The organism is Pseudomonas sp. GW456-12-10-14-LB2, from assembly GCF_002884345.1.
Taxonomy (GTDB): Bacteria; Pseudomonadota; Gammaproteobacteria; order Pseudomonadales; family Pseudomonadaceae; genus Aquipseudomonas; species Aquipseudomonas paraglycinae.
In genome coordinates this window covers 138843-158611 of the sequence record NZ_POHV01000003.1, presented here as the reverse complement: position 1 = coordinate 158611, position 19769 = coordinate 138843, and the positions used below count along the sequence as shown (strand labels likewise).

Genomic DNA, 19769 nt, shown 5'->3' with positions numbered 1-19769 from the left:
GCCATGAGCATCACCCAATTCAAGAACACCGCCACGTTGCAGCTGGAAGAATCCAACCCGGTGGCCGTGCCGCTCGGCACGCCGGTGGCGATTGCCTCGACCACCAGCGTCGAGCGCGACGACGGCGTCGAGACCGGCGTCTGGGAATGCACCCCCGGTCGCTGGCGCCGTCAGATCACCGCTCAGGAGTTCTGCCATTTCATTTCCGGTTGCTGCACGTTCACCCCGGACGACGGCGGCGAACCCCTGCACATACAAGGTGGCGACGCACTGATGTTGCCGGCCAACACGCTCGGGATCTGGGATATCCAGGAAACCGTGCGCAAGACCTATGTCCTGATTTTCTGACGTTTTGATCCTTTTGATTGCCTGCCAACAACAATAGCCAATACAGGAATCGATCCATGATCCGAAAGACCCTCGCACTCGCACCCTTGATGCTCGCCGTCTCCCTCGCTCAGGCGGCGGATACGGTCAAGATTTACAACTGGTCCGACTACATAGCGCCGGACACCGCCAAGAACTTCGAAAAGGCCAGCGGCATTGGCGTCACCTATGACGTCTACGACAGCAACGAAACTCTCGACGGCAAGTTGATGACCGGTAAATCCGGTTACGACGTGGTGTTTCCGTCCAACCACTTCATGGCGCGGCAAATCGAAGGCGGGGCGCTGAAGAAGCTCGACAAGAGCCAGTTGCCGAACTGGAAGAACCTCAACCCGGTATTGCTCAAGGCCTTGCAGACCAACGATCCGGGTAACGAACATGGCTTTCCGTACCTGTGGGGCAGCACCGGCATCGGCTATAACATCGCCAAGGTCAAAGCCGTGCTGGGTGACAACGCGCCGGTCGATTCCTGGGATCTGATCTTCAAACCCGAATACATGGAAAAACTGCAGAAATGCGGCGTGGCGATCCTCGACAACGGCCCGGAACTGCTGCCGGCGGCGCTCAACTACCTGGGTCTGCCGCATCACAGCAAGAATCCCGAGGACTACAAGAAAGCTGAAGCGCTGCTGATGAAAGTGCGGCCTTATGTCAGCTATTTCCATTCCTCGAAGTACACCAGCGATCTGGCCAATGGCGATATTTGCGTGGCGGTCGGTTTCTCCGGCGACATCCTGCAGGCGGAAAACCGCGCCAAGGAAGCGAAGAATGGCATCGAAATCGGCTACGAGATTCCCAAGGAAGGCGCCGCCATCTGGTTCGACATGGTCGCCATGCCCGCCGACGCACCGGACGAGAAGGCCGGCTACACGTTCATGAACTACCTGCTGCAGCCCGACGTAATGGCCGGCATCAGCAACTACGTGCACTACGCCAATGGCAACGAACAGGCCGACAGCCTGATCGACCCGGCGATCAAGAACGACACCAAGGTTTATCCGAGCCCGGAAATGATGGGCAAGCTGTTCGCACTGGAAGCGATGCCACTGAACATCGACCGGATCCGCACGCGGGTGTGGAACAAGATTCGTACTGGCAGCTGAAGAAAACAGGCGAGGGCGGTACAGCCCTCGCCTGAATATGTTCTGTTGGATCAACTTGATATCAAACCACTGGCATTGCACCGATAAAGTGCAGCAAAGTGAGACGTTGCTAACAAAAAACAACTTACCGATATTTAATATTTAAATAAGAAATCGTCAGACAATTAGGCAAATTCACCACACTTACAAACTTCTTTCGGCAGCACGCGCTTTGTTTACGGGAGTTTCCCGGAACAGTTCAATTTGATCTCAAAAAAACGCTAGACGTTAGATTTCAAATTGTGTCAGGTTTCTTACGCCTTCATTGGGCGAGTGATAGGACAATCTCGCCAGAGGTTGTCGCTATCGGACAAAAACTGTTCCATTGCTAAACAAGGAAGTGTGTTTATGTCGAAAGTAAAAGCTAACGCTATTGATACCGCCGAACAGGCTTTCCAGCTGGGCGCGGCGCCGGAACCACTGGCGGCAACCAGCACGGCGTATAACCAGATCAATAGCTTCAGCCATCAGTACGATCGTGGCGGCAACCTCACGGTCAATGGCAAACCCTCTTTTTCCGTCGACCAGGCCGCAACCCAGTTGCTGCGCGACGGCGCTGCCTACCAGGACAAGGATGGCAGCGGCAAGATCGAACTCACCTACACGTTCCTGACTTCGGCATCGTCCAGCACGATGAACAAGCACGGGATCACCGGGTTCAGTCAGTTCAGTGCTCAACAGAAAGCCCAGGCCGTGCTCGCCATGCAATCCTGGGCCGATGTGGCCAACGTCACCTTCACCGAGAAAGCCTCGGGCGGTGACGGCCACATGACCTTCGGTAACTACAGCGGTGGCCAGGATGGCGCTGCAGCGTTCGCTTATCTGCCAGGCACTGGCGCCGGTTACGACGGCACGTCGTGGTACCTGATCAACAGTGGCTACACGCAAAACAAAAATCCGGATCTGAACAACTACGGTCGTCAGACCCTGACCCACGAAATCGGCCACACCCTTGGCCTGGCGCACCCGGGCGACTACAACGCCGGCAACGGCAACCCGACCTACAATGACGCGACCTACGGGCAAGACACCCGCGGCTACAGCGTCATGAGCTACTGGAGCGAAAGCAACACCAGCCAGAACTTCAGCAAGGGCGGCGTGGAAGCTTATTCCTCCGGCCCGCTGATGGATGACATCGCAGCGATCCAGAAGCTCTACGGCGCCAACCTGACCACCCGTACCGGTGACACCACCTACGGCTTCAACTCCAACGCCGGTCGCGATTTCCTCAGCGCCTCGTCGTCGGCCGACAAGCTGGTGTTCTCGGTGTGGGATGCGGGCGGCAAGGACACCTTCGACTTCTCGGGTTTCACCCAGAACCAGAAGATCAACCTCAATGAAGCCTCGTTCTCCGACGTTGGCGGCCTGGTGGGCAACGTGTCCATCGCCAAGGGCGTCACCATCGAGAACGCGATCGGCGGTTCGGGCAACGACCTGCTGATCGGCAACAGCGCGGCCAACGAGCTCAAGGGTGGTGCCGGCAACGACATCATCTGGGGCGCCGGCGGTGCCGACAAGCTGTGGGGCGGCGCAGGTTCGGACACCTTTGTGTTCGCGGCCAGCTCTGACTCCAAGCCGGGTGCGATCGATCAGATCCTCGATTTCGTCAGCGGTCTCGACAAAATCGACCTGACCGGTATCACCAAGGGCGCAGGCCTGCACTTCGTCAGCGCTTTCACCGGCGCGGCGGGTGATGCGGTTCTGACGTCCTCGGGCGGCAACAGCCTGTTGTCGGTGGACTTCTCCGGGCACGGCGTGGCTGATTTCCAGGTCAGCACCGTTGGCCAGGCAGCCACCAGCGACATCGTGGCGTGATGTAAACGGGAAAGCGGCGCTTGATGCGCCGCTTTCTTCGCTTGCTTCGTCTCGCGACGTGCGCAAGGCTACACGCCGGAGTGAAATTTCCTATGATTCGAAACCCTTTTTCCCGCATGGCAGTCACCTGTTTCATGCCGATGCTGATGATGATTTCTGGAGAAACAACCATGGCAAGCAGCCTCAGACTCGAAGATCCATCGGTATTCGCCGGGCACTGGCAGGCGAAGCTGACCGCCGCCCATGACGCCCCCGAAGCGCAGGCACTGCAAGACAAACCTTCCAACATCTGCGTAATCGACCTTGAGCCGAACCAGACACTGGGCCACGGCGCCGACTGTCTGAGCGCCTGGCTGCAAGAGAACGCCATCGGCTGGTTCCCCGATCCGGATGGCCTTTCCATCACCGGCAAGGAAGGCTCCAGAATTCTGTTTTTCGGCCGACAACATGACGGACTTTATTCCAGTACTTTGAAGTCGGGTCTGATCGTGACGCTCAAGCGTGTCGAGCAATAACGCAGCGAATATAAAGAAGTACCCGACTGTTATAAGACTTCGAAAAAGTTGTTGTGAAAATGTAAGCGGGTACTTGCAAGTCATCTCTCGCAGGTAAGCGAAATAACAATTGAGCGCTCGTCACTTTTGGGCGGGTTCAATCATTTCAGGAAGAATCAATGAAGATGGCGAAGGCCCCAGCCACTGCTCCCTTATTCAAGGCCTTGGGTGACTATAAAAGCATTCTGATCAGCGTCGGATGTTTTACCGCATTGATAAACGTGCTGATGCTGGTGCCCTCCATATATATGCTCCAGGTCTATGACCGGGTGCTGTCTTCGCAGAACGAAACCACCCTGGCGATGCTGTCGCTGATGGTCGTCGGTTTCTTCGCCTTCATCGGTCTGCTGGAAGTGGTGCGCAGCTTTATCGTGATCCGCATCGGCAGCCAGCTCGAGCGCCGTTTCAATCTGCGGGTCTATCAGGCGGCGTTCGAGCGCAATCTGTTCAAGGGCGAGGGCAATGCCGGGCAGTCTCTCGGCGACCTGACCCACATTCGCCAGTTCGTCACCGGGCCTGCGCTGTTCGCATTCTTTGATGCGCCGTGGTTCCCGGTCTACCTGTTCGTGATTTACCTGTTCAACGTCTGGCTCGGCGTGCTGGCCACGGCGGGTGCACTGCTACTGATCGCGCTGGCGTGCCTGAACGAATACATGACCAAAAAGCCGCTGGGCGAAGCTGCCGGCTACTCGCAGAAATCCAGCCAGTTGGCCACCAGCCACCTGCACAACGCCGAAACCATTCAAGCCATGGGCATGCTCGGTGCCTTGCGCAAGCGTTGGTTCCAGGTGCATTCGCGCTTTCTCGGTCTGCAGAATCAGGCCAGCGACACTGGCGCAGTCATCAGCTCGCTGAGCAAAACCTTGCGTCTGTGCCTGCAATCGCTGGTGCTGGGCCTTGGCGCACTGTTGGTGATCAAGGGTGATATGACCGCCGGGATGATGATCGCCGGCTCGATCCTGATGGGTCGGGTACTGAGCCCGATCGACCAGTTGATCGCCGTGTGGAAGCAGTGGAGCGGGGCGAAGCTGGCCTACCGTCGCCTCGATGCGTTGCTGCAGGCCTTCCCGCCGAGCGATGACGCCATGGCGCTGCCGGCGCCGAAAGGCCAGATCACCTTCGAACAAGTCAGCGCCGGTCCTCCGGGCCAGCGTGCCGCGACCCTGCACATGGTCAACTTCAGCCTGGCGGCCGGTGAAGTGCTCGGCGTGCTCGGTGCTTCCGGCTCCGGCAAGTCGACCCTGGCGCGGGTGTTGGTCGGCGTATGGCCGGCGCTTGGCGGCACGGTACGTCTGGACGGCGCCGATATTCACCGCTGGAACCGCGATCAGCTCGGCCCTTACATCGGCTATCTGCCGCAGGACATTGAACTGTTCAGCGGCAGCATCGCCGAGAACATCGCCCGCTTCAGTGAAGCCGATCCGCAAAAGGTTGTGGCCGCCGCGCAACAGGCCGGCGTGCACGAACTGATCCTGCGTATGCCGCAAGGCTACGACACCCAACTGGGCGAGGATGGCAGCGGTCTGTCCGGCGGCCAGAAACAGCGCGTAGCCCTGGCCCGTGCGCTGTACGGCAACCCGAGCCTGGTGGTGCTGGACGAGCCGAATTCCAACCTCGACACCGTCGGCGAAGCCGCGTTGTCCAGCGCGATCGTGCAGCTCAAGGCCCAAGGCACCACCGTAGTGCTGGTGACGCACCGTTCTTCGGTGCTGGCCCAGGCCGACAAGCTGCTGGTGCTCAACGACGGTCGCCTGCAGGCCTTCGGCCCGAGCCACGACGTGCTCAAGGCGCTGTCCGCAAACCAGCCCGGCAATCAGCCCGGCAACCCATCACAACACAATGAAAAACCTGCGCAAGCACCGGCCGGGCTCAGCATGAGCCGACAGTATCAGCCGACGACAAGGAATTCGGGTGTATGAGCAGCGCGAGCATGAACACGCAAAACGAAGCGACGATGGAACACGCGTACATCACCGAACGCCCGGAGCGCGATGCAAAATTCTTCGCCCGCATGGGCTGGATTCTGGCGCTGGTCGGTGCCGGCAGTTTCTTCACCTGGGCGGCATTGGCGCCGCTGGATCAAGGCATTCCGGTGCAAGGCACCGTGGTGGTGTCGGGCAAGCGCAAGGCCGTACAGTCGATGAGCAGCGGTGTGGTCAGCCGGATTCTGGTGCGCGAGGGCGAAATTGTTAAGCAGGGCCAGCCGCTGTTCCGCCTCGACCAGACCCAGGTCGCCGCCGACGTGCAATCGCTGCAGGCGCAGTACCGCATGGCCTGGGCCAGCCTGGCGCGCTGGCAGGCCGAGCGTGACAACCTCAAGCAAGTGACGTTTCCGGCCGAGCTGAGCGACAACGCCGATCCGCGCCTGGCACTGGTGCTGGAAGGCCAGCGGCAATTGTTCAGCAGCCGCCGCGAAGCGTTCTCCCGCGAGCAAGCCGCCCTGCGCGCCAGCATCGAAGGCGCCACCGCGCAACTGGCCGGCATGCGCCGCGCCCGTACTGACCTCAACGCGCAGGCTGACTCGCTGCAACAACAGTTGAGCAACCTGCAACCGTTGGCTGACAACGGGTACATCCCGCGCAACCGCTTGATGGAATACCAGCGCCAGTTGTCGCAGGTCCAGCAACAACTGGCCGAAAACACCGGCGAAAGTGGCCGGGTGGAGCAGGGCATTCTTGAGTCCCGCCTGAAGCTGCAACAGCACGGTGAGGAATACCAGAAGGAAGTCCGCACCCAACTGGCCGACGCGCAACTGAAAAGCGTCACGCTGTCGGAGCAACTGACTTCCGCCGGTTTCGACCTGCAACACAGCGAAATCCTTGCTACCGCCGACGGCGTGGCGGTCAACCTCGGCGTGCACACCGAAGGCGCCGTGGTGCGTCAGGGCGAAACCCTGCTGGAAATCGTCCCGCAAGGCACGCGCCTGGAAGTCGAAGGACACCTGCCGATCAACCTGATCGACAAGGTCGGCACGCACCTGCCGGTCGACATCCTGTTCACCGCGTTCAACCAGAGCAAGACGCCACGAGTGCCCGGCGAAGTCAGCCTGATTTCCGCCGACCAGATGGTCGACGAGAAAACCGGCGTGCCGTACTACGTGTTGCGCAGCAGCGTCAGCGATCAGGCCATGGAGAAACTCAACGGTCTGGTGATCAAGCCCGGCATGCCGGCGGAAATGTTCGTGCGCACTGGCGAACGTTCACTCCTCAACTACCTGTTCAAGCCGCTGCTCGACCGCGCCGGTTCCGCGTTGACCGAAGAATAAGGATGTTCGGCTGTATGAATAAGCTTTCCATGCTGGCGGCAGCGTTCGCGCTGCTCGCGGGCAACAGTGCAATGGCGGCCATGGGGCCGTTCGAGATCTACGAACAGGCGTTGCGCAATGACCCGGTGTTCCTCGGCGCGATCAAGGAACGCGACGCCGGCCTTGAAAACCGCGCCATCGGCCGCGCCGGCCTGTTGCCGAAACTGGGTTACAACTACAACAAGGGCCGCAACTCGTCGAAAGCCACGTCCCTCGACGAACGCGCACGCAATCGCACCGATGACCGCAACTACAGCAGCTACGGCTCGAGCCTGACCCTGCAACAACCGCTGCTCGACTACGAAGCCTACGCGGCGTATCGCAAAGGCGTGGCCCAGTCGCTGTTTGCCGACGAAAACTTTCGCGGCAAGAGCCAGGAACTGCTGGTTCGCGTACTGGACAACTACACCAAGGCTTTGTTTGCCCAGGATCAGATCGACATCGCGCAGGCCAAGAAGAAGGCGTACGAGCAACAGTTCCAGCAGAACGAGCACATGTTCAAGCAGGGCGAGGGCACTCGCACCGACATCCTCGAAGCCGAGTCGCGTTACGAACTGGCGACCGCCGAGGAAATCGAGGCCCGCGACGAGCAGGACGCCGCGCTACGGGAGTTGGGCGCATTGGTAGGCGTGCCGGCGATGGACATCAGTGATCTGGCACCGCTGGATCAGAATTTCCAGACATTCGCCTTGATGCCGGCCAACTACGACACCTGGCACGAACTGGCAGTCAGCAACAACCCGAACCTCGCGTCCCAGCGTCAGGCGGTGGAAGTGGCGCGGTACGAAGTCGAGCGCAACCGCGCCGGGCACCTGCCGAAAGTCAGCGCTTACGCCACGATGCGCCAAAACGAATCGGAAAGCGGCAACACCTACAACCAGCGTTACGAAACCAACACCATCGGTTTCGAAGTCAGCGTGCCGTTGTATGCCGGCGGCGGCGTGTCGGCCTCGACCCGCCAGGCCAGCCGCACCATGGAACAGGCCGAATACGAACTGGACGGCAAGACCCGTGAGACGCTGATCGAATTGCGTCGCCAGTTCAGTGCGTGCCTGTCCGGGGTCAACAAGCTGCGCGCCTATCAAAAGGCCCTGGCCTCGGCCGAAGCGCTGGTCGTGTCGACCAAGCAAAGCATTCTCGGTGGCGAGCGAACCAACCTCGACGCACTGAACGCCGAACAACAACTATTTACCACCCGCCGTGATTTGGCCCAGGCACGCTATGACTACCTCATGGCCTGGACGAAGTTGCATTACTACGCGGGCACCTTGAGCGAACAGGATCTGGCGCGGGTGGATGAGGCGTTTGGGGTGGCTCGACGTTGATGTGCATGGCTTCAGACCGGCCCTCACCCTCTCCCGGAGGGAGAGGGGACTGATCGGGGGATATTTTGGAGGTACACCGACCTGATCGGGCGTCACCGAATCCAGCATCGACCCGGTTTTTCAGGTCGATGTATGACGCAAGACACCTCGATCAGCTCCCTCTCCTTGGGGAGAGGGCTGGGGTGAGGGGAATGGGCAACACCGCAGAATCAACCTGCATAAAACAATAAAAGTGAGTGGTGAACATGGACGTACGCATCAAGCCGGTTTCGGTCGGCACCCTGCTGCTTGTGATTTCTTCGACCCAGGCTCAGGCGCAGTACCTGGAATCCGGACAACCCGGCGATCCGGCCAGTTGGCGCAGCGCCGAGTTCCTGCGTGACTGGGGCCTGGACCGGATGCAGGCCGATCAGGCCTACGCCACCGGCATCACTGGCAAGGGCGTGAAAATCGGCGCGCTGGACTCCGGTTTCGACGCCGCCCATCCCGAGTTCGCCCGTGACCGCTATCACCCGGTACTGGCCAGCGGCAGCTATATCGACGGCTCGCTGTTCAACGTCAACGGCACCCTCAACCCGAACAACGACTCCCACGGCACCCACGTGGTCGGCACCATGGGCGCATCCCGTGACGGCAGCGGCATGCATGGCGTGGCGTACAACGCGCAAATCTACGTCGGCAACACCAACAAGAACGACAGTTTCCTGTTCGGCCCCAACCCGGACCCGCGCTACTTCAAAGCGGTGTACGACGCCCTGGCCGATGCCGGTGTGCGTGCGATCAACAACAGCTGGGGCAGCCAGCCGCCGGATGTCAGCTATCGAACCCTCGCGGATCTGCACGCCGCTTACGCCCAGCACTGGAACAAAGGCACCTGGCTAGACGCAGCGGCGGACGTTTCCCGTCGTGGCGTGATCAACGTGTTCAGCGCCGGCAACAGCGGTTACCCGAATGCCAGCGTGCGCTCGGCGCTGCCGTACTTTCAGCCCGATCTGGAAGGCCACTGGCTGGCAGTCTCCGGACTCGATCAAAGCAATCAGCAAAAGTACAACCAGTGCGGAATCGCCAAGTACTGGTGCATCACCACGCCGGGGGCGAAGATCGACAGCACCATTCCCGACGGCGGTTATGCGATCAAGTCCGGCACCTCGATGGCCGCGCCACACGCCACCGGCGCACTGGCGCTGGTGATGGAGCGGTATCCGTACATGAACAACCAGCAGGCTCTCGAAGTGCTGCTGACCACGGCTACGCAACTCGATGGCTCGGTGACCGACGCGCCCACCGAGCGAGTCGGCTGGGGCGTAGCCAACCTGTACCGGGCGATGCGCGGTCCGGGGCAATTGCTCGGAGCGTTCGACGCCCATCTGGCAGCCGGGCAGAGCGATGTCTGGAGCAATGACATCAGCGACAAGGCGCTGATCCAGCGCCAGAGCGAAGACCTCGCCGAACACAGCGCCTGGCAGCAAACCCTGCAAAACAAAGGCTGGCAGAACGGCGTGCCGGCCGGCGCCAGTCAACAGGATCAGACCGATTACGCCGTGGGCATGGCTCGCGATGCAGCGGCGGCCAGTCGGGTGTATCAGGGCAGTCTGATCAAGTCCGGCGACGGGCGACTGGTTCTGACCGGTAACAACAGCTATCGCGGGCCGACCACGGTCAATGGCGGCCTGCTGACGGTGAACGGTTCGCTGACTTCGGCCGTGACCGTCAACGACGGCGGCACCCTCGGCGGATCCGGGCGGATCGGCGCGTTGACCGCCAACAGCGGCGGCCGGGTAGCACCGGGCAATTCGATCGGTACGTTGAACGTCGCCGGTGACGTGACCTTCGCGCCTGGTTCGACCTACGCCGTGGAGTTATCTCCCACCAGCAGCGACCGCATCTTTGCCGGCGGCACTGCGTCCATCAACGGCGCCACCGTGAGCCTGTCGCTGGAAAACAGTACGACGCTGCTCAGCACCACCGAGGCCAGAAGCCTGCTCGGCCGGCAGTACGACATTCTGCAAGCGGCGGGTGGCATTCAGGGTCGGTTCGGTGCGGTGCTGCCGGATTACCTGTTCATCGGTGGCAGCCTGGCCTACAGCGACAACGGCATCGGCTTGAATGTCGAGCGCAACGCAACATCGTTCGCCAGCGTCGGCCAGACACCGAATCAACGCTCCGTGGCCACTGCCGTCGAAGGACTGGGCGCGGGCAATTCCGTTTACGAAAGTCTGCTGTTGTCGGCCACCACCAGTGATGCGCAACAAGCGTTCCAGCAGTTGAGCGGTGAAATCTATCCGGCCCTCGGCTCCGTGCTGATCAACGACAGCCGCCAACTGCGCGACGCCATCGGCGAGCGACTGCACGACGCCCAAGCCACGCAAAGCAATGGCTGGATCAAGGCCCTCGGCGCCTGGAGCAGCACCGATTCGCGCCACGACACCGCCGGTTACAGCACCTCAATCGGTGGATTGCTGGCCGGTGTCGACGGAGCGCTGGACGAGCAGACCCGCATCGGTCTGGTCACCGGTTACAGCGACAGCTCGCTGAGCATGGGCTCGGGCACGCATTCCTCAGCCAAAGTCGACAGCTATCACCTCGGCGCCTACGCCGGTCACGACATCGGCGCCTGGCGCCTGAGCACCGGCGCGGCCTACAGCTGGCATCGCGCCGATGTGAAACGCGACTTGCAGTACGGCAACGTCAGCGCCAGGCAAAAAGCCAAGGTCGATGCCGCCACCACTCAGGTATTCGGCGAAGCGGCTTATCGACTGAACCTGCAACCGCTGGCCCTGGAGCCGTTCGCCAATCTGGCCTACGTGCACCTCGACACCGACGGTTTCACCGAGAAGGGCGACGCCGCCGCGCTGAAAAGCGGTGACGACCAGCGCGACGCAGTGTTGAGCACCCTCGGCGTGCGGGCGATCAAGACCTTCGACCTGCCGTCCGCGCAGAAGCTGCAAGTGAGCGGACACCTGGGCTGGCAGCACAGCCTGACCGACATCGACTCCGAACAGCATTTGCGTTTTGCCAGCGGCAGCGCGCCGTACACGGTCGAAAGCTCGCCACTGGTGCGCGACGCCGCACTGGTCGGCGTGCAGGCCAGCCTGGCACTGACCCGCGACGTGCGGATCAACCTCGATTACACCGGACAACTGGCCAGCCGCGAGAAGCAGCATGGCGTGGGCCTGAGCCTGAACTGGCAGTTCTAGACACACGGATTTTGATCGTTCCCACGCTCCCGCGTGGGAATGCAGCCCGTGACGCTCCGCGTCACTGGACGCGGAGCGTCCCCAGAGGCATTCCCACGCAGACGGTTCGACGCCTCGACGTGGGAACGATCAACGGGGAGAGCGCGAGAACGATCAACACCCCAATAGACGGATTTTTCGCAACATCACTAAGGAAGGTCGCTGGATGAAAAACAACAACACCCCCGCGCAATCGGGTGGATGCTTTCGCCTGAAAACTCTCAACGTCGCCTTGCTCTGCGCGCTGGCCACCTGGGGTAGCGCACACGCGGCGCCCTACGTGGAAAGCGGCCGGGCAGGGGATCCGGGCAGTTGGCGCAGTGCCGAGTTCAAGGCCGACTGGGGCCTGGGCGCCATCGGCGCGGATTACGCCTACGCCGCCGGTTACACCGGTAAAGGCGTGAAACTGGGAATTTTCGACCAACCGGTCTACGCCGCGCACCCGGAGTTTTCCGGCAGCAACAAGGTCATCACCCTGGTGACCTCGGGGATCCGCGAATACACCGACCCGTACATCCCGGTCAAAGCGGGGGACGCGTTCCGCTATGACGGTTCGCCCTCGGTCGGTTCCGACGGCAAACTCGGCGCCCACGGCACCCACGTTGGCGGTATCGCTGCCGGCAGCCGTGACGGCGGGCCGATGCACGGCGTGGCGTTCGGCGCGCAGATCATCAGCGCCGACAACGGCGACCCGGGCCCGGAAGACGGCATCGTGCGCGGCAACGACGGCGCGGTGTACAAGGCCGGCTGGGATGCGCTGATCGCCAGCGGCGCGCGGATCATCAACAACAGCTGGGGCATCGGCATCACCGACCGTTTCGACCTCGGCGGCCGTGACCCGGCGTACCCGCACTTCACCGTCAACGACGCGCAACTGCAGTTCAACGAGATCCGCACACTGCTGGGCACCAAACCCGGCGGCGCCTACGACGGTGCAATCGCCGCCGCACGCAGCGGGATCGTGACGATCTTCGCGGCGGGCAACGACTACAACCTGAACAACCCGGACGCCATCGCCGGCCTCGGTTACTTCGTGCCGGACATCGCGCCGAACTGGATCACCGTCGCCGCATTGCAAAGGAACCCGGATCAGGCCAGCGCCAATCCGTACATCATGAGTACGTTCTCTTCGCGCTGCGGCTACACCGCCAGTTTCTGCGTCTCGGCACCGGGCACGCAGATCTACAGCTCGATCATCGAAGGCACCAACGCCGACAACCTGACCACCGGCTACAAGAACTACAACGGCACCTCGATGGCCGCGCCCCACGTGGCCGGCTCCATGGCGGTGCTGATGGAGCGCTTCCCGTACATGTCCGGCGATCAGGTCGCCAGCGTGTTGCGCACCACGGCCACCGACCTCGGCGCACCGGGCATCGACGCCCTGTATGGCTGGGGCATGATCAACCTGCGCAAGGGCATCGACGGCCCGGCGATGTTCGTCACCGAGCAGGACATCCCCGAAGAATTCCGCATCCAGGGCGCCTACGGTTCCGGCCAGTTCGTGGCCGATCTGCCGGGCATCGGCGCAATCATCGATGCGGGCAAACCCACCGAACGCGTATGCAACGACATCACCTGCGGGCTCGACACCTGGCGCAACAACATCTCCGGCCATGGTGGTCTGACCAAACAAGGCATCGGCACTCTGGTGCTGACCGGCAACAACACCTACAGCGGCCCGACCCTGGTCAATCAGGGCCGACTGGCAATCAATGGCTCGCTGCAATCGGCGGTGACGGTCAATGACGGCGGCATCCTCGGTGGTAACGGCCGGATCGCCGCGCTGACCGCCAACAGCGGCGGCACCGTGGCGCCGGGCAATTCCATCGGCACCTTGAACGTGGCGGGTGACGTGACCTTCGCACCGGGTTCGACCTATGCGGTGGAAGTGTCGCCGACCAGCAGCGACCGGATCGTCGCCGGTGGCACCGCCATAATTGAGGGCGCCACCGTCAGTCTGTCCCTGGAAAACAGCCCGACGCTGTTGACCACCGAAGACGTGAAATCGCTGCTCGGCAGTCAGTTCAACATCCTGCAGGCAGCAGGCGGGATTCAGGGGCGCTTTGGTCAGGTGCTGCCTAACTATGCGTTCCTCGGCGGCACCCTCGATTACTCATCAGGTGGCGTGCAACTGGAGGTTGGACGTAACGGCGCCTCGTTCGCCAGTGTCGGCCTGACCCCGAACCAGCGCGCAGTCGGTGCTGCCGCCGAACGCCTCGGCGCCGGCAATGCGTTGTTCGAAACCCTGTTGCTGTCGCCGTCGGCGGCCGCTGCGCAGGATGCCTTCCAGCAGCTGTCCGGCGAGATTCACCCGGCCATCGGCACGCTGCTGATCAACGACAGTCGCTACCTGCGCGATGCCGTGGGCGAGCGTCTGCGTGAGCGCGATCTGTTCGATGCCGGTGCGCCGACCGATGACCGCAGCAACGCCTGGCTCAAAGTACTGGGCGCCTGGGGCAAGAGCGATGGCGGGTCGAAATACGCCGATTCCACCAGTTCCATCGGCGGCCTGCTGGCCGGTGTCGACGGTTTGATCGCTGAAGATACTCGTCTCGGTTTCGTTACTGGTTATAGCGACAGCTCGTTGAGCATGGGCGAGGGTACGCATTCGTCCGCCTCGGTCGATAGCTATCACCTGGGCGCGTACCTGGGGCATCAGATTGATGCGTTGCGTCTGACCGCCGGTGCGGCTTACAGCTGGCATCGCATCGACGTCAAACGCGACCTGCAATTCGCTGGCGTCAGCGGAAAACAGAAAACCAAGCGCGATGCGACCACCGCGCAATTGTTCACCGAAGCGGCCTACGACCTGGGTCTGCAACCGATGAATCTGGAGCCGTTCGCCAATCTGGCCTACGTGCACCTCAACAGCGACAGCTTCACCGAGAAGGGTGATGCCGCCGCACTGAAGGGTGGTGAAGACAACCGCGACGTGGTGTTGTCGACCCTCGGTGTGCGGGCCAAGCGCACGTTTGCCCTGTCGGAGAAACACCAGCTGGAACTGGGCGCAAGCCTGGGCTGGCAGCACAACTTGAGCAGCGTGGATTCCGACAGTCACTTGGCCTTCGTCAATGGCAACAGTGCGTTCACCGTGCAAAGTGTGTCGATGGATCGAGATGCAGCGGTAGTCGGCGTGCGCGCCGGGCTGGCGCTCAATCACGATGTCCGGGTCAACCTGGACTATAACGGGCTGATCGGCTCCAACGAAAAGGACCACGGTGTGGGCCTGACGCTGGACTGGCAGTTCTAAGGGGTAGCGGCAGTTCTTTCGAGAACTGCCGTTTTTGAAAGGAAGAGAGAGCACAACATGGGATTGTTCGATTACAAAAACGCCGACGGCAAAGCGCTGTACAGCGACGCCATCGCCCTGACGCTGTATGCCTACACGCCGACCGGGCAGGCCTTGCCCGGCACTGGCTGGAAGCCGATCGGCGCCACGGCGCTGGGCTATCAGGGCAAAGTCGGGGCGCAGGGTACGTTCTTCGGTGAGAAGGATGGTTTCACCAGCGCCGAAGCCGAAGTGCTCGGCAAGTACGACGCCGCGGGCAAGCTGATCGGCATCGGCGTGGCCTTCCGGGGCACCGGCGGGCTGGGTTACAGCGACACCTTCGGCGACATGAAAAACAACCTGCTGGCCGCCATCGGCCCGACGGATTACGCCACCCAGTACGCGAAAAACGCCTTCGACAACCTGCTCAAATCGGTGGCGGCTTTCGCGGTCGCCCACGGCATCGCGGCCAAGGACGTGTTGATCAGCGGCCACAGCCTCGGCGGTCTTGGGGTCAACAGCGTGGCGGAGTTGAGCGCGAGCAATTGGGGCGGATTCTTCAAGGACGCCAACTACATTTCGTTCGCCTCGCCGACCCAGAGCAGCACCGGCACCAACGTGCTGAACATCGGTTACGAGAACGACCCGGTGTTCCGCGTGCTCGACGGCACCACGTTCAGTACCGCGTCGATGGGCAAGCACGACAAGCCGCACGATTCGACCACCGACAACATCGTCAACTTCAACGACAACTACGCGTCCACCGCGCAGAACCTGGTGCCGTTCAGCATCGCCAATCCGCTGAACTGGTCGGCCCACAGCTCGCTGGGGTATGCCGACGGCCTGAATCGGGTGATCGCGTCGAAGTTCTACGGCCTGACGCATAAGGACTCGACGATCATCGTCTCCAACCTTGAGCAAGCATCGCGGGGCAAGACCTGGGTCGAGGATCTGGGCCGCAGCGGCGAGCCGCACACCGGCAGCACCTTCATCATCGGCACCGACAGCGGTGACTGGCTCAAGGGCGGGGCGGGCAACGACTTCCTCGAAGGCCTGGGCGGCGATGACCGTTTCCGTGACGACGGCGGTTTCAACATCCTGCTCGGTGGCCAGGGCCACAACACTTTCGAGCTGCAAAAGCCGTTGCAGAACTTCAGCTTCGCCAACGACGGCGACGGCACCCTGTACGTGCGTGACGCCTACGGCGGCATCAGCATGACCCGTGACATCGGCGCGCTGGTAAGCAAAGAGTCGGGTTCGTGGTGGGGCAGCAAGGAAATCACCTGGACCGTCACCGCCAAAGGCCTGGCCAACGGTGCCGAACTGACCCAGTACAACCATTCGCTCAGCGGCGGCGCCATGGGCGACACCCTCAAAGCCGCCGCCGACGGCGACTGGCTGTTCGGCCTGGGCGGCAACGATCACCTGCAAAGCGACAAGGCCCACGTGACCTTCGTCGGCGGAGCCGGCAACGACGTGATGAGCGCGGTGGGTGGCAACAACACCTTCCTGTTCAGCGGCGCCTTCGGCTTCGACGCGATCAATGGCTACCAGGGCAGCGACAAACTGGTGTTCATGGGCGTCGAAGGCGCGGGGCAGGGCTACGACTACAAGCAACACGCGTCGCAGTCCGGAAGCGATACCGTGCTGAAGATTGGCGACTTTGCCGTGACGCTGGTCGGGGTCGGTGTGGCTAACCTGTCGGATTCGAGTTTCGTCTTCGCCTGACAAACGAACGTTGTACTGAAATGCTCCGGGGCGCCTCGGGAGGGGCGTTCTGGTTGTGAGCTATCTCTGAACAATTCCAACAAAAAGAGAGGCAACAGCAATGGGTGTGTATGACTACAAGAACTTCGGTACGGCGGAATCCAAGGCGCTGTTCAGCGACGCCATGGCTATTACGCTGTATTCCTACCACAACCTCGATAACGGCTTTGCCGTCGGTTATCAGCACAACGGCTTCGGCCTCGGCTTGCCGGCCACGCTGGTGACCGCGCTGATCGGCGGCACGGATTCCCAAGGCGTGATCCCCGGCATTCCGTGGAACCCCGATTCGGAAAAAGCCGCACTCGACGCGGTGAAAAAAGCCGGCTGGACCCCGATCACCGCCTCGCAACTGGGTTACGAAGGCAAGACCGATGCGCGCGGCACCTTCTTCGGCGAAAAAGCCGGCTACACCAGCGCTCAGGTGGAAATCCTCGGCAAATACGACGCTCAGGGCCATCTGACGGAAATCGGCATCGCCTTTCGCGGCACCAGCGGCCCACGGGAAATCCTCATCGGCGATTCCATCGGTGACGTGATCAACGACTTGCTCGCTGCATTCGGGCCCAAGGATTACGCCAAGAACTATGTCGGCGAAGCCTTCGGCAACCTGATGAACGATGTGGTGGCGTTCGCCAAGGCCAACGGCCTGACCGGCAAGGACGTGCTGGTCAGCGGCCACAGCCTCGGCGGGCTGGCGGTCAACAGCATGGCGGACCTGAGCACCAGCAAATGGGGCGGGTTCTTCCAGGACTCCAACTACATCGCCTACGCCTCGCCGACCCAGAGCAGCACCGACAAGGTGCTCAACGTCGGCTACGAAAACGATCCGGTGTTCCGCGCGCTCGACGGCTCGACCTTCACCGGCTCCTCGCTCGGCGTGCACGACGCGCCCAAGGAGTCGGCGACCGACAACATCGTCAGCTTCAACGACCACTACGCTTCGGCGGCGTGGAACGTGCTGCCGTTCTCGATCGTCAACATTCCGACCTGGATCTCGCACCTGCCGACCGCTTATGGCGATGGCATGAACCGGGTGATCGAATCGAAGTTCTACGACCTGACCAGCAAGGACTCGACGATCATCGTCGCCAACCTGTCGGATCCGGCGCGGGCCAACACCTGGGTGCAGGACCTGAACCGCAACGCCGAAACCCACAAGGGCAGCACCTTCATCATCGGCAGCGACGCCAACGACCTGATCCAGGGCGGCAGCGGCAACGATTATCTGGAAGGCCGCGCCGGCAACGACACGTTCCGCGACGGCGGGGGCTACAACATCCTGCTGGGTGGCTCGGGCAACAACACACTGGAGTTGCAGAAGTCGGTCAATACCTTCGACTTCGCCAATGACGGCGCCGGCAACCTGTACATCCGCGATGCCAACGGCGGGATCAGCATCACCCGCGACATCGGCAGCATCGTCACCAAGGAGCCGGGTTTCCTCTGGGGCCTGTTCAAGGACGACGTCACCCACACCGTCACGGCGACCGGACTGAAGGTCGGCAACAACGTCACTCAATACGAATCAAGCGTGAAGGGCACCGGCGCCGCCGACACCCTCAAGGCCAAGGCCAGCGGTGACTGGCTGTTCGGCCTGGACGGCAACGACCATCTGATCGGCGGGACGGGCAACGACGTATTCGTCGGCGGCGCCGGCAATGATCTGATGGAGTCGGGCGGCGGGGCGGATACCTTCCTGTTCAGCGGCGCGTTCGGCCAGGACCGCGTGGTGGGTTACACCGCCAACGACAAACTGGTGTTCCTCGGCGTGCAGGGCGTGTTGCCGGGCGACGACTTCCGCGCCCATGCCACGGCGGTGGGGCAGGATACGGTGCTGAAGTTCGGCGCGGATTCGGTAACGCTGGTCGGGGTTGCGTTGAACAGTCTGAGTGGCGACGGGATCGTGATTGCCTGACGTTAGTGGCGCCCGAAAGGGCGCCGTCGCGAGCTGGCTCAATCCCACCTTTGGCCTTTTGTGGGAGCGAGCCTGCTCGCGATTGAACGATAACGCGGTATTGAAAGTGACTCACCAGCCACTCCCTGACTCCAATCCCTGCACCAACAGGAAATGCGGCCTAAAGCCATGACGACAACGTTCGTCATGTAAGGGTCGCCAACGAGTACAGGAGATTCACACGTGAAAGGTTTCAAGAGGTTTATCGGTATCGCGGGACTGGCGCTGCTGTCGGCCAATGCCTGGGCCGATTTGCCTCACAGCTCGATTCTGAGCCGCTATGGCGTCACCACCGATCAACTGCCAAAACCGGCCGACAGTGATGACGTCAAACCCGTCGAAGAGAAAAGCCGCTTTCATATCCAGCCCGAACAACCGTTCGTGACCGTTCGCATCGGCGAAGACCATGAGCCGGAAATGACCGGCAACCTGAGCATCGACCGCATGGCGCAGCAGGAGCGTCAGCGCTGCCAGCGCTTGCAGGAAGAAATGGTCCGGCGCGGCGAGCGCGCGTTGAACTGCGACGGTTCCCTCCCGGGCATGGCATTACCCCGCTGATCAATGCAAAAAAGGCTGCGCTCCACCAGGAACGCAGCCTTTTTTGATGGGGTAACCGTCAGTCTTCCTTGCGCACCGTGGCTACTTCGTCGGCACGCACGCGGATCTTGGCGCCGGAAATATCCTTGAACTCGTAGAAGCCGTCCTCGTTTTTGGTATCGGGCATGTCCTCGGTCAGGTACTGGGTGCCGTTCTGCAGGGTGACCACCGTCGGGGTCGAGCAACCGGCCAGCGTCAGCAGGGCCGCAACAGCCAACGGGATCCCGAGAGTCTTGATTTTCATAAGCAGCATTCCTGTTCATTTCGACCATTGTCGGCCTCTAACGCGGTTGGTGCCATTACGTCGGAGAAAGTTCGATGGCCACCTGAAAAAATCCGCAATGAAGGTGCCACTGATCTTTTTCCGTTTGCGCCCGCCGGGGCAGGCTGGTATCTGTACGCATAACCAGTACTCGC

The 19769-nt window shown here is 61.6% G+C and carries 13 protein-coding genes; 12 read left to right on the top strand and 1 reads right to left on the bottom strand.

All coding sequences use genetic code 11. The features are described from left to right. Positions 1-3: 3 nt before the first annotated feature. The 12 genes from C1X29_RS03190 (at position 4) to C1X29_RS03135 (ending at position 19313) form a co-directional block, all read left to right on the top strand. Positions 4-348 carry a cupin domain-containing protein gene (locus tag C1X29_RS03190; RefSeq protein ID WP_102716850.1) on the top strand — a complete coding sequence of 115 codons (345 nt, stop codon included), beginning with the start codon at positions 4-6 and terminating at the stop codon, positions 346-348. A 56-nt stretch (positions 349-404) separates the two neighbouring features. After that, the gene (locus tag C1X29_RS03185; protein ID WP_102716849.1) at positions 405-1490 is read left to right on the top strand and encodes a polyamine ABC transporter substrate-binding protein; all 1086 of its coding nucleotides are present in this window, start codon (positions 405-407) and stop codon (positions 1488-1490) included. 387 nt (positions 1491-1877) lie between these two features. Next, on the top strand, positions 1878-3344 hold the full coding sequence (locus C1X29_RS03180) for a serralysin family metalloprotease (protein ID WP_102716848.1): 1467 nt from the start codon (positions 1878-1880) through the stop codon (positions 3342-3344). Between the two features lie 92 nt (positions 3345-3436). Further along, positions 3437-3859 (top strand): AprI/Inh family metalloprotease inhibitor, encoded by a 423-nt coding sequence (locus C1X29_RS03175; RefSeq protein WP_158247897.1) that lies wholly within the window; start codon positions 3437-3439, stop codon positions 3857-3859. A 158-nt stretch (positions 3860-4017) separates the two neighbouring features. Continuing rightward, positions 4018-5817: a type I secretion system permease/ATPase gene (locus C1X29_RS03170; RefSeq protein WP_102716846.1), complete on the top strand. Its 1800-nt coding sequence runs from the start codon at positions 4018-4020 to the stop codon at positions 5815-5817. Further along, positions 5814-7163: an HlyD family type I secretion periplasmic adaptor subunit gene (locus C1X29_RS03165; RefSeq protein ID WP_085603749.1), complete on the top strand. Its 1350-nt coding sequence runs from the start codon at positions 5814-5816 to the stop codon at positions 7161-7163. The genes C1X29_RS03170 and C1X29_RS03165 overlap by 4 nt, the downstream gene beginning before the upstream one ends. A gap of 2 nt (positions 7164-7165) precedes the next feature. Further along, positions 7166-8527, top strand: coding sequence for a TolC family outer membrane protein (locus C1X29_RS03160; protein ID WP_085745720.1), 1362 nt, complete (start codon positions 7166-7168; stop codon positions 8525-8527). 245 nt (positions 8528-8772) lie between these two features. Continuing rightward, positions 8773-11724 (top strand): autotransporter serine protease, encoded by a 2952-nt coding sequence (locus C1X29_RS03155; protein WP_102716845.1) that lies wholly within the window; start codon positions 8773-8775, stop codon positions 11722-11724. Between the two features lie 205 nt (positions 11725-11929). Beyond that, entirely contained in the window at positions 11930-15016 is a 3087-nt protein-coding gene (locus C1X29_RS03150) for an autotransporter serine protease (RefSeq protein ID WP_102716844.1), read from the top strand. Positions 15017-15073: 57 nt separating this feature from the next. After that, the gene (locus C1X29_RS03145) at positions 15074-16762 is read left to right on the top strand and encodes a polyurethanase (RefSeq protein ID WP_102716843.1); all 1689 of its coding nucleotides are present in this window, start codon (positions 15074-15076) and stop codon (positions 16760-16762) included. Between the two features lie 100 nt (positions 16763-16862). Continuing rightward, positions 16863-18716, top strand: coding sequence for a polyurethanase (locus tag C1X29_RS03140; protein WP_102716842.1), 1854 nt, complete (start codon positions 16863-16865; stop codon positions 18714-18716). A gap of 222 nt (positions 18717-18938) precedes the next feature. Further along, the gene (locus tag C1X29_RS03135; RefSeq protein WP_085745715.1) at positions 18939-19313 is read left to right on the top strand and encodes a hypothetical protein; all 375 of its coding nucleotides are present in this window, start codon (positions 18939-18941) and stop codon (positions 19311-19313) included. A gap of 58 nt (positions 19314-19371) precedes the next feature. On the opposite strand, the gene C1X29_RS03130 is transcribed toward C1X29_RS03135, so the two are convergent. Continuing rightward, complete coding sequence (locus tag C1X29_RS03130; protein ID WP_007951417.1) at positions 19372-19596, bottom strand: YgdI/YgdR family lipoprotein; 225 nt, start codon at positions 19594-19596, stop codon at positions 19372-19374. Positions 19597-19769 lie beyond the last annotated feature (173 nt).